The organism is Burkholderia sp. HMSC10F09 (genome assembly GCF_001806955.1).
In the GTDB taxonomy this organism is placed as follows: domain Bacteria; phylum Pseudomonadota; class Gammaproteobacteria; order Burkholderiales; family Burkholderiaceae; genus Burkholderia; species Burkholderia multivorans.
This window is the reverse complement of the sequence record NZ_KV786592.1, coordinates 1-11,181: the sequence shown is the minus strand read 5'-3', so window position 1 is coordinate 11,181 and position 11,181 is coordinate 1. Positions and strand designations below refer to the sequence as shown.

The 11,181-nt window shown below is 70.9% G+C and carries 8 protein-coding genes; 7 read left to right on the top strand and 1 reads right to left on the bottom strand.

Annotated elements, in window-relative coordinates; all coding sequences use genetic code 11:
* The first annotated feature begins 7 nt into the window (after positions 1-7).
* The 7 genes from HMPREF3115_RS06490 (at position 8) to asnB (ending at position 7,452) form a co-directional block, all read left to right on the top strand.
* Complete coding sequence (locus HMPREF3115_RS06490; protein ID WP_141751649.1) at positions 8-724, top strand: SctK family type III secretion system sorting platform protein; 717 nt, start codon at positions 8-10, stop codon at positions 722-724.
* Entirely contained in the window at positions 706-1,335 is a 630-nt protein-coding gene (gene sctL, locus HMPREF3115_RS06485; protein ID WP_006409966.1) for a type III secretion system stator protein SctL, read from the top strand. The genes HMPREF3115_RS06490 and sctL overlap by 19 nt, the downstream gene beginning before the upstream one ends.
* The gene (gene sctN / locus HMPREF3115_RS06480) at positions 1,332-2,711 is read left to right on the top strand and encodes a type III secretion system ATPase SctN (protein ID WP_070553792.1); all 1,380 of its coding nucleotides are present in this window, start codon (positions 1,332-1,334) and stop codon (positions 2,709-2,711) included. Before sctL ends, sctN begins: the two co-directional genes overlap by 4 nt.
* Positions 2,704-3,408: a hypothetical protein gene (locus HMPREF3115_RS06475; protein WP_070553791.1), complete on the top strand. Its 705-nt coding sequence runs from the start codon at positions 2,704-2,706 to the stop codon at positions 3,406-3,408. Before sctN ends, HMPREF3115_RS06475 begins: the two co-directional genes overlap by 8 nt.
* Complete coding sequence (sctT, locus tag HMPREF3115_RS06470; protein WP_039217166.1) at positions 3,402-4,214, top strand: type III secretion system export apparatus subunit SctT; 813 nt, start codon at positions 3,402-3,404, stop codon at positions 4,212-4,214. The genes HMPREF3115_RS06475 and sctT overlap by 7 nt, the downstream gene beginning before the upstream one ends.
* A gap of 25 nt (positions 4,215-4,239) precedes the next feature.
* On the top strand, positions 4,240-5,271 hold the full coding sequence (locus HMPREF3115_RS06465) for an EscU/YscU/HrcU family type III secretion system export apparatus switch protein (RefSeq protein ID WP_070553789.1): 1,032 nt from the start codon (positions 4,240-4,242) through the stop codon (positions 5,269-5,271).
* 213 nt (positions 5,272-5,484) lie between these two features.
* A complete protein-coding gene (gene asnB / locus HMPREF3115_RS06460) occupies positions 5,485-7,452 on the top strand; it encodes an asparagine synthase (glutamine-hydrolyzing) (protein ID WP_059938903.1) in 1,968 nt (655 codons plus the stop codon).
* Between the two features lie 21 nt (positions 7,453-7,473).
* Here asnB and HMPREF3115_RS06455 read toward each other — a convergent pair.
* A partial coding sequence (locus HMPREF3115_RS06455) for an LWXIA domain-containing protein (protein ID WP_371089353.1) occupies positions 7,474-11,181 on the bottom strand: 3,708 nt, incomplete at its 5' end.

Genomic DNA, 11,181 nt, shown 5'->3' with positions numbered 1-11,181 from the left:
CGCACGCGTGCCGCCGCCCGACGCGGCCGATCCGCTGCCGTGGCTGCAGCCGCTTGCGCCGCCGCCGGCGGCGCGGCGCGCCGCGTTTCACGCGCTCGTCTGCGAGTTCAACCTGCGGCCGGACCGCTATCTGCACGTGACGCGCGTGCCGGACGACTGGCCCGCGCGCTACCGCTCGCCCGACGCGTTCGGCGCGGCCGGCCGCAAGCTGCTCGCGCGCCATCTGCTGGCCGTGCATGGCGTGGCGGGCCGTCACGACTTCGACGTCGCGAACGCGTGCGCGCGCGTGGCGCTGCTGCCGGGCGCGGCGCTCGAGCAGCTCGCCGCGTATGCGGGGCTGCTGCTGCATCGCGGCTGGCTGCGCGACGCGCTGACCGTGCGGCGCATCCGCGCGGAAGTCGCTGCGAAACTCGGCGGCGATGCGCTGACGCTCGCGCTCGAACGCGCGCCCGAATTCGGCGCGCTCGCCGATACGCTCGAACCGTGGCGCGCGGAGCCGGCCATGCTGCCCGCCGTGATTCGCGCGCGCGGCGGGCGGCTGCTGGCCGACTTCATCGGCGCGGCCGGCGACGCGGTCGCGCGCCGCGTGCGGCTGAAGTTCAACCGCGCGATCGACGACGAAGCGCCGTACTGGCTCAATCGCGCGCAGCGCGACCAGTTCGGCGAACTGCTGTTCCTGTTTCTGATTCCCGAGAGGCTTGCGTCATGGGACTGGCTTTTCTGATCACGAGCGACAACCTGCAGCTGCTGTCCGAGCGCAAGGTGCTGAAGGAGCGCGAATACGCGGCGCTGCTCGACGCGTCCGCGGTGATCGCGACCGCGCGCGACGAAGCGCAGCGGATCGTCGCCGATGCGCAGCGCGAGTTCGAGCGGCGCCACGCGGCCGGCTACGAGGAAGGGATGCGCCGCGCGCAGCGCGAACAGGCGGCGCAGACCTACGCGCAGGCGCTCGCGGCCGCGCGCACGATGGAGTCGATGAAGGACGCGATGGCCGAGATCGTCGTGAAGGCCGTGCGCGCGATCGTCGGCGAGATGAGCACGCAGAAGCTGTACGAGGCCGCGCTCGCGCGCATCGCGCCGCTCGTGCGCGACGAGGCGTTCGTGACCGTGCGCGTCGCGCCGGGCCGCAGCGACGAAATGCGCGACGCGCTCGAGCGCGCGTTCGCCGCGCAGACGAACCGGCAGAAGATCCGCATCGTCGAGGATGCGCAACTCGCGCGCGACGCCTGCGCGGTCGAAACGCCGTCCGGGCGCATCGACGCGAGCCTCGATCTGCAGATCGACGCGCTGCGCCAGGCGATTCGCCGCGACGCGTCGTTCGGAGCCGCACGATGAACGCGCCGCACGACGAAACGCCGCCGCCCGGCGACGATGCGGCCGACGCGCCGTTCGACCGCGGCCGGCTCGTCGGCGATCTCGATGCGGCGCTCGCGTTTTTCTCGCCGGTGTCGGTGCAGGGCCGCGTCAATCACGCGGTCGGGCAGATCCTGAACGCGACCGGCATCCGCGCGAAGCTCGGCGAGATCTGCGAGCTGCGCACGCCGAATCAGCCGACGCTGCTCGCCGAGGTGGTCGGCTTCTCGCGGCAGACGACGCTGCTCACGCCGCTCGGCGACGTGGCCGGCCTGTCGCCGGAGACGACCGTCGTGCCGTCCGGCCGCGAGCATGTGTTTCCGGTCGGCGAGGCGCTGTTCGGCCGCGTGCTCGACGGCCTCGGCCGGCCGCTCGACGATCGCGGGCCGGTGACCGGCGCGACCTGGGTGTCGACGCAGCAGGACCCGCCGAACCCGCTCGCGCGCCGGATGATCGACACGCCGTTTCCGACCGGCGTGCGCGTGATCGACGGGCTGATGACGCTCGGCGTCGGGCAGCGCGTCGGGATCTTCGCGCCGTCGGGCGTCGGCAAGAGCACGCTGCTCGGGATGATCGCGCGCGGCGCGCCGGCCGACGTGAACGTGATCGCGCTCGTCGGCGAACGCGGGCGCGAGGTGCGCGAATTCATCGAGCATGCGCTGTCGCCGGAGGTGCGTGCACGCTCGATCGTCGTCGTATCGACGTCGGACCGGCCCGCGATGGAGCGCGTGAAGTCCGCGCTCGTCGCGACCGCGATCGCCGAGCATTTCCGCGATGCGGGCAAGCGCGTGCTGCTGCTCGTCGATTCGCTGACGCGCTTCGCGCGGGCGCAGCGCGAGGTCGGCCTCGCGAGCGGCGAGCCGCCGACACGCCGCAGCTTTCCGCCGTCGACGTTCGCGGTGCTGCCGCGCCTGCTCGAACGCGCGGGGCAGGGCGCGGCCGGCTCGATCACGGCGCTCTACACGGTGCTCGTCGAAGGCGACGAGGAATCCGACCCGATCGCGGAGGAGGTGCGCTCGATTCTCGACGGCCATATCGTGCTGTCGCGCAAGATCGCGCTTGCGAACCGCTATCCGGCGATCGACGTGCTCGCGAGCCTGTCGCGCGTGATGCCGCTCGTCGCGAGCCGCGCACATCAGCAGGCGGCCGCGCGCGTGCGCGAGCTGATCGCGAAGTATCAGGAGATCGAGCTGCTCGTGCAGATCGGCGAGTATCGCGAAGGCAGCGACCGGCTCGGCGATCTCGCGCTGCGTGCGCGCGAGGCGATCGGCGCGTTCTGCGCGCAGGCGCAGCACGAGGACGTGCGCTTCGACGCGCTGCTCGCGAAACTGACGAAACTGGCGAACGATCATGTCTGAAGCCGACGACCGCCGCGTGCTCGCGACGCTCGCGCGCCTGAAGCGCGTGCGCGAGATGCGCAGCCAGATCGCGCGCGTCGCGGCCGCGCGGCAGCAGCGCGTCGCCGCGCAGAGCCGGCACGCGCTCGATGTCGCGCACGCGCAGCTCGCGCGGCAGCTGGCCGCGAAAGCGGCGATCCAGACGCGGCTCGCCGACGACGCGCGCGACGCACGCACGCTGCAGGACGCCGCTGCCGATACGCGCACGTTCGACCGGCATATCGGCGCGGCGAGTGCGTCGGTCAACCAGGCGGCGCACGTGCATCGCGGCCACGAGGCGACGCTTGCCGAGCTGCAGCGCGCGGCGCGCAAGGCGAAGGCGGCCGAGGACAAGCTCGAGCGCGCCGGCGAGAAAGCGCGGCATGCGCGCGCGGCGCGCGTCGAGCGCGATGCCGACGAAGTCGCCGATGCGTACGCGGTGCGCCGTTTCGCGGCGCCCGGTGTGTGGGCGGCGGACGCCGGCCGACAACCGGATACCCATCGCGACACGCACGCGGACGCCGCCGCGTTCGACGCCGCCATGAGCGCGCAAAAACGGGCGGACGCGCAGGCGGGCACGCTGGACGCCGCCGCGAAACCGTCGGACGCGGCGCAGGCCGGCACGACCGATGCCGCCGCGCAGCCCGCCGCCGCCGCCGCCGCGGAGCGCCGATGCTAGATCACGCGTCGGGCTTCAACGACCTCGCCGGCACGCTGCGGCCGCTGCTGTACGTGATGCCGCGCCTGCTGCCAATCATGTTCGTCGTGCCGGTGTTCAACGAGCAGATCGTCACGGGGCTCGTGCGCAACGGCCTCGCGGTCGTGATCGCCGCGTTTGTCGCGCCCGCGATCGATGCCGCGCAGGTCGCGTCGCTGCCGTTCGTCACGTGGTGCGTGCTGGTCGCGAAGGAGGCGGTGGTCGGGATGCTGCTCGCCGGTGCGTTCAGCGCGGTGCTGTTCGCGATTCAGGGCGTCGGCTACCTGATCGACTTCCAGACCGGCAGCGGCAGTGCCGCGTTCTTCGATCCGATGGGCGGCCACGAAGGCGGCCCGACGTCTGGATTCCTGAACTTCGTCGCGATCGCGCTGTTCGTCACGGCGGGCGGGCTGCAGGTGCTCGTGCAGCTGTTCGCGCAGTCGTACGCGTGGTGGCCGATCGGCTCGCTCGGCCCCGACTTCTCGTCGATGCTGCAGACCTTCGTCGTGCGGCAGACCGACACGATCTTCGAATGGATGGTGAAGCTCGCCGCGCCGGTGATCATCGTGCTGGTGCTCGTCGAACTCGGCATCGGGCTCGTCGGCCGCGCGGTGCCGCAGCTCAACGTGTTCGTGTTCTCGCAGCCGCTCAAGAGTGCGCTCGCGGTGCTGATGATGGTGCTGTTCCTGCCGGTCGTCTATGCGTCGCTGCACGCGTTGCTGAGTCCCGACAGCGGCCTCGTCGCGCTGCTGCGCGCGTTGTTCGCCGCGCACGGCGGCGGCGCGTGAGCGCGCAGCGCGAAGCGGGGCGCCGATGAGCGAAAAGAACCAGCAGCCGACCGCGAAACGCCTGCGCGAGGCGCGCGAAAAAGGCGACGTGCCGAAGAGCGCGGAGACGATCTCGTCCGCGTTCTTCGTCGGCGTCTGCGTCGCGCTCGCGGTCGGCGTCGGCAGGCTGTTCGCGCGGTTGCAGGCGCTGTTCCGGCTCGTGTTCGACGCGGCGGGCGCGGCCGATCCGTCCGCGCGGATCGCGACGCTGATCGACGCGGCCGCGCGCGACTGGGCGACGCTGTCCGCGCAGATCGTCGCGGCCGGGCTGCTGCTCGGCGTGCTCGCGGGCTTCGTGCAGGTCGGCGGCGTGATGGCGTGGAGCCGGCTCGTGCCGCAGCTGTCGCGCCTCAATCCGGCCGAAGGCCTGAAGAACCTCTGGTCGCTGCGCAACCTCGTCAATCTCGCGAAGATGCTGCTGAAGACGGCACTGCTCGTCGCGACGCTCGGCTGGCTGATCGTCGAATCGCTCGATCCGTCCGTGCAGTCCGGCTTCACGCGGCCGATGTCGATCGTCGCGCTGATCGTGAAGCTGTTGATGCTGCTGTTCGGCTGGGCCGCGCTGATCTACGTCGTGATGGCGCTGATCGACATCGTCTATCAGCGCCACGAGTTCAACCGCAAGATGAAGATGTCGATCGACGAAGTGCGGCGCGAGCACAAGGAAGACGAAGGCGATCCGCACATCGCGGCGAAGCGCCGGCAGCTCGCGCGCGAAGTGCAGTTCGCGTCGCTGCCCGATCGCATCGGATTCGCATCGGTGGTCGTCTATTCGCCGCGCGTCGCGGTCGCGCTCTATTACGGCGGGATCGGCACGCTGCCGTGGGTGCTCGCGCGCGGCGAGGGCGATGCGGCCGAGCGGATCGTGCGGCTCGCGCGCGACGCGCTGCGTCCGACGCTCGCCAACGTCGGCCTCGCGCAGGCGCTGTACGACACGACGCCGGAGAACGGCACGATCCAGCCGCAGCATTTCCGCGAGGTTGCGCAGCTGCTGAAATGGGCGACCGGCGCGCCGTGATGCCCGGCGGCGGGCGCAGCCCCCTCGATATGTCCCCTTGCACTACCGTGCACGACGGCGCTTGACGCCGGTTTTTTTCCGGCCTTGCGTGCCGTTTACCGCGGAATTATTGCTGAATTATTTCTTCGTAAGATGGCGCGACCGTCATGCCGAACGGCGGGCCGCAGGGTCGCGTCGCGCAGGGCGGGTAGTCAACAGGGGCGGACAGGATACATGTGCGGAATCGACGGCTTTCTGAATAGCGTCGCCTTCGATGAGGAGACAGCGCGCGGCACGCTCGCGCGGATGACGGCGAGCCTCGCGCATCGCGGACCGGACGCACAGGGCTTGTGGGTCGATCCGGCGGCCGGGATCGCGCTCGGTCACCGGCGGCTCGCGATCGTCGACCTGTCGGTGCACGGCCGGCAGCCGATGGCGTCTGCGTGCGGCCGCTACGTGATGGTCTTCAACGGCGAGATCTACAACCACCGCGAACTGCGCGCGCAACTCGAGCGCGTCGGACGCGCGCCCGCGTGGCGCGGTCATTCCGACACCGAAGTGCTGCTCGCGGCGTTCGCCGCGTGGGGCGTCGACGCGACGCTGCGGCGCGCGACCGGGATGTTCGCGCTCGCGCTGTGGAACCGCGAATCGCGCGTGCTGACGCTCGCGCGCGACCGCATCGGCGAGAAACCGCTGTATTACGGGCGGATCGGCGACGCGCTCGTATTCGCGTCGGAGCTGAAGGCGCTGCGCGCCTATCCGGGCTTCGACGGCGAGATCGATCGCGACGCGCTGTGCCTGTATCTGCGACATTCCGCGGTGCCCGCGCCGCATACGATCTATCGCGGCATCCGCAAGCTGCCGCCCGGCACCTGGATCCAGTTCGAGCATGCGCAGGACACGCCGCGAATCCGCACGTACTGGGCGCTCGAGCACGCCATCGATGCCGGCCATCACGAGCCGTTCGCCGGCACCGCGGCCGAAGCCGTCGACCGGCTCGACACGGTGCTGCGGCAGGCCGTCGCGCGGCAGATGGAGGCCGACGTGCCGCTCGGCGCGTTCCTGTCGGGCGGCGTCGATTCGTCGGCGATCGTCGCGCTGATGCAGGCGCAGTCGGCCGCGCCCGTCGACACGTTCACGATCGGTTTTCACGAAGCGGGCTACGACGAGGCCGGCTACGCGAAGGCCGTCGCCCGCCATCTCGGCACGCGCCATACCGAGCTGTACGTGACGGCCGATCATGCGCTCGAGGTCGTGCCGAAGCTCCCGGCGATCTATGACGAGCCGTTCTCCGATGCGTCGCAGATTCCGACCTTCCTCGTCGCGGAACTGACGCGCCGGCACGTGAAGGTCAGCCTGTCCGGCGACGGCGGCGACGAGCTGTTCGGCGGCTATACGCGCTACTTCCTGACGCCGCGCCTCTGGCGCAAGCTGCATCGCGTGCCGGCGGCCGTGCGCACGCGGATCGCCGGCGCGCTGCACGCGCTGCGCCCCGATCATGCGGACCAGCTCGCGGCCGTCGCGCAGGGCGCCTGGGGCGCCGGCGAACTGCGCGAATCGCCGACGCGCATCGGCGACCGGCTGCACAAGCTCGGCCACGTGATGACGGCCGACAGCCGGATCGGGCTGTACCGGCTGCTGATGTCGTCGGTCCATCATCCGGAGCGCATCGCGCTCGCCGGGCACGAGCCGCCGACACCGCTCGATACGGCATCCGCGTGGCCCGCGCATCTGAGCTTTGCCGAGCAGGCGATGGCGATCGACACGCTCACCTACCTGCCGACCGACATCCTGACGAAGGTCGACCGCGCCGCGATGGCGGTCAGCCTCGAAACGCGGATGCCGTTCCTCGATCATCACGTCGTCGAATTCGCGTGGCGGCTGCCCGCATCGCTGCGCTTGCCCGAAGGGCAGTCGAAGGCGCTGCTGCGCCGGCTGCTCGACCGCTACGTGCCGACCGAGCTGATCGACCGGCCGAAGCAGGGTTTCTGCGCGCCGATCGATCACTGGCTGCGCGGCGCGCTGCGCGACTGGGCCGATGCGTTGCTGCAGCCGTCGCGGCTGCGCGACGAGGGTTTCTTCGACGCGGCCGCCGTCGAGCGGCTGTGGCGCCAGCATCAGGCGGGGCGCATGAACTGGCAGCATCAGCTGTGGACGGTGCTGATGTTCCAGGCGTGGCTCGACGCGCAGCGCACCGCCTGACGAGGCGGTGCGCGCCGCTGCTCAGCCGACGTTCAGCGGCTTGCCGATCGGCAAATGCGCGGGATCGCGCGCGGCCGACGGATTGAGCTGCAGAATCTCGCGGAACGCGGCGAGCGCCTGCTCGCTTTCCGGCATCGTGCGGCGATCGGCGGCCGGCACGTGCGCGGCGTCGAGCAGCGTATCGCGGTGCCGCTGGGCGATGACCCATAGCGAATCGCCGTCGACGACGAAGTAGGGTGCGGGCGGCGCCGTCGGCGTGCTGCCCGGCTGACCGGACGCCGGCGCGGAGGGCGTCGCACTCGTCGACGGTGCGGGCGACGGCACGGCAGATGGACCGGCCGACGGCGACGCGGCGCTCGGCGACGGGCTCGTGGCCGACGGCGACGGCGATGGCGATTGCGATGCACCGCCGGTCGGCGGCACGAGGTTCGACGGCTGCGCGGGCTTCTTCCTGTCGTCGTCGAAATAGGTATAGAGCCAGTTGCCGACGTAGATCGCGATCGGCGCGAGCACGATCGCGGTCGGAATCCGGCCGGTGACGGCCTTCGTCAGATTCGGGAAGTGCGTGTCGACGCGCGCGAGCGCCAGGAGCGTCGCCGATATGCTGCCCGATACCGCGAGCGGCCAGGCGACGCCGCTCGCCACGGTCGCATAGCCGGCCGCGATCGTCACGATGTCCGACGTTGCGTCGATGGCGCGGACGACGCGGCTGCGCCGGTCGAGCGACAGGTTGCGCGTCGCGCCGAGATGGATCGCCGCCGTGTAGCCGAGCCCGACCACCGCGCCGATGCCGCCGAGCAGCGGCGCGACGCCGTGGTTCGCCATGAAGTTGTGCACGGCGATCTCGCCGAGCCCGACATAGCCGGCGAGCGCGGCCGAGCGGCCGAGCTTGCCGAACAAGCGCCGCGGGTTGCCGTGGTGCATTTGCTGGATCGAGGTGCCGCCGAGCACGCCCTGCATCTGCGCGATCATGTCGTTCGCGATCAGCTTCGTGTATGCGACCGCGTCCTCGGCCGAAATCTTCTGGCTCGCGTGCAGCGCGAGCAGGCCGTCGACCTTCACGCGCGCCTCGTTGGCCAGCAGCTGCAGCGACGCGCCGCGCATCGGCTTGTCCATCTCGTGCGCGTCGAGCTGGCTCTCGAGCCCGCGCACGAAGCGGTCGAGCACGCGCCGGAACAGGCGCGGATCGCCGCCCTGCAGCGCGCGCACCGAATCCTGATGCAGCGCCTGCACGAGGCGGCCGGTGCGCGCGCCGACGAACAGCGCGTTGCTCGTCTCCTTGAATGCCGGCGAAGTCAGCCCGAAATGGTGCGCGCCGAAGCCGACGCCGAGGCCGACCGCCATCGACAGCAGGTTTTCCCGGTTGAACCACGTGCGCAGGCGGCCTGCCTGCTGCAGCCGCAATGCGTTCAGCTCCGCGTGCGCGGCCTGTTCGGGCGTGATCGGCTCTTGCGGGCCGATCTCCTGCTCGCGGCTCGATTGCGCGCTGACGAGACGGCTGTCGCTGAGCGGCTTCGCATCGTCGACGATCAGCTCCGGCTTCTGCACGATGTCGGTCCACTTCGGTCCGGCAGCCGAGAAGCGGCGTCGCGCGGGCAGTTTCAGCTGTTCCGGGCGGTCGAGCTTGCTGCCGATGTCGCGCTGCCAGTCTTCGGTGAAGCGCCGCGCCTCGGAATCGGGCGCCGGTGCGCGCGCAGGGTCCGCTTCCCATGCGCGCGTCGCATACGCGGCGACCGCATGGCGCGCGCGGTTCAGCAGCTTGGTCGTGTTGCCTTCGTACAGGCGCTCGACGAGCGCGTCGATTTCGGCGGGCGTCATCTTGTTGTCGCGGCCGATGCGGTCGATTTCGGCAAGCAGCATGCGGTGCTGTTCGACGAGCGCGTCGGGCTCGAGCCGTTCGAACACGCGCGTCAGCGCATCGGCGCCGTGGATGCGCTCGAACGTCGACGTGCCGCGCGCACGTGCGCGCGCGACGAGCATCTTGGCGAGCGCCGTCGTCAGTTCCTGGTTCGCGATGAAGTCGGAGCCGTGCGTCGCGTACGACAGCCCGACGTGCACCCACTGCAGCGTCGGCCGGTCGAGCAGCTGGTTCACGAGCTCGACGTGGCCGGCGCCGGGCACCGATTCCGGCACTGCATCCCAACCGTGGAACGTGATCATCACGTGCGGCGCGCGCTCGCGCGGGTGCTTCGCCGCCCATTTCTCGAGCAGCGACGCGAGCCGCACGTAGTCGTGATACTGATCGTTCGTGCCGGCCTGAAAGCGTTCGTCGACGCGCGACACCAGCGCGCGTCCGGATGCGGTTTCGAGCCGCAGCAGGAAGCCGCCTTCCGCGGCCGCGTCGAGCCAGGCATGCAGGCGCTGTTCGGTCAGTTCGTCGAGGTGGACTACATGGCCGTTCTCGCCGGTGATCGTCGCGTTGGCGTAGTTCATCTTCGCGCGCGTCTGGTCGCCGAGCCGCTTCACGTCGTTGACGAATTCCTGCTCGTGCTTCTTGCCCTGCGCGGCCGCGAGCGTATGCGGATCGAGGACGATCGTGACGGCCGCGCCGGCCGCGCCGTTGCGGCGAATCTGCTCGAGGAACAGTTGCGGATCGTCGGTCAGCCGATACGCGCGGCTCATCGGCGCGACGCGATACTGCACGTCGCGGCTCGACTTGAAGAACGACTTGATGATCTGCCGATCGACCGTCGCGGCCGCGCTCAGCTTGCGCTGCCAATCCTTCCAGCGCGGCACGGGTGCATAGCGTGCGCCGCCCGCCGCGTAGTCGCGCGCGACGTGCAGCCATTTGCCGAGCCAGCGCCATCCCTGCGCGTCGGCCATCACGACCGGCGGCGGCGCGTCGCCGGGCCGGTCCTGCAGCTCGAGCGGGCCCGCGCGCGTCTTGCCTTCGCGCGCGATGAACGTCTTCAGACGCGTCACGTACGCGAGCGGATCGGGCATGCCGCCGTCGCCGTAGCGCTGCTTCCATTCGATCTGTGTCGAGCTGACGAGCGCCGGCTGGTACGGCTTGATCTCGAGCACCGGATGCGCGGGCGGCGGCGCATTCTGCGTGCGGGCGGCTGCCTCTGCGCGGTCGATCTGCCGCTGTGTCGCGTCGCGCTCGCGGATCGCGGTCGCTTTCTCGTTGCGCGCCCAGTCGCGCAGTTTGTTCGCCCAGGTGCGGTCCGACGCATGCTGCAGCCGTTCGAGACGTTCGACGCGCTTGTTCAGCGCATGCAGACGCGTGCCCGGTGCGTAGGTGTCGATGCCGTCGGGCGGTAGTTCGGTCAGCAGTAGATGCACGTCGGCGCCGTACGGGCCGCGGCCGAGCGGCGACGCGTCGAGCGGCACGCCCGTGCCGCTCGTGTCGCGCCAGTTCTCGTGCCACAGCAGGTTGCCGTGCGCGTCGGGCACCAGCACGCCGTCGGGTTTCGCGAGGCGGTGCGCGATCGGATCGCTCGTGCGGTACACGTAGACGCGATGCGTGTCGGGCGACAGCGCGCCGCGTTCGGCGAGCGAGAGCAGATGCACCGCGTTGTGGCCGCTGAAGTCGAGCGCGTGGCCGGCATCGGCGGGCAGCAGGTGGGCGGCGACGAGTGCGTCGTGCAATGCCGCGCGTGTGCCGCGCGCAGTCGCAGGCAGCGAAGCGCTCGCAGTGGTCGAGGTGGTCGATGCGGACGAAGCCGACGCAGCCGCGGCCGGGTCCGGCGCACGCGTGGCGGCCGTGCCCGGCGGCAAGGCGCCGGC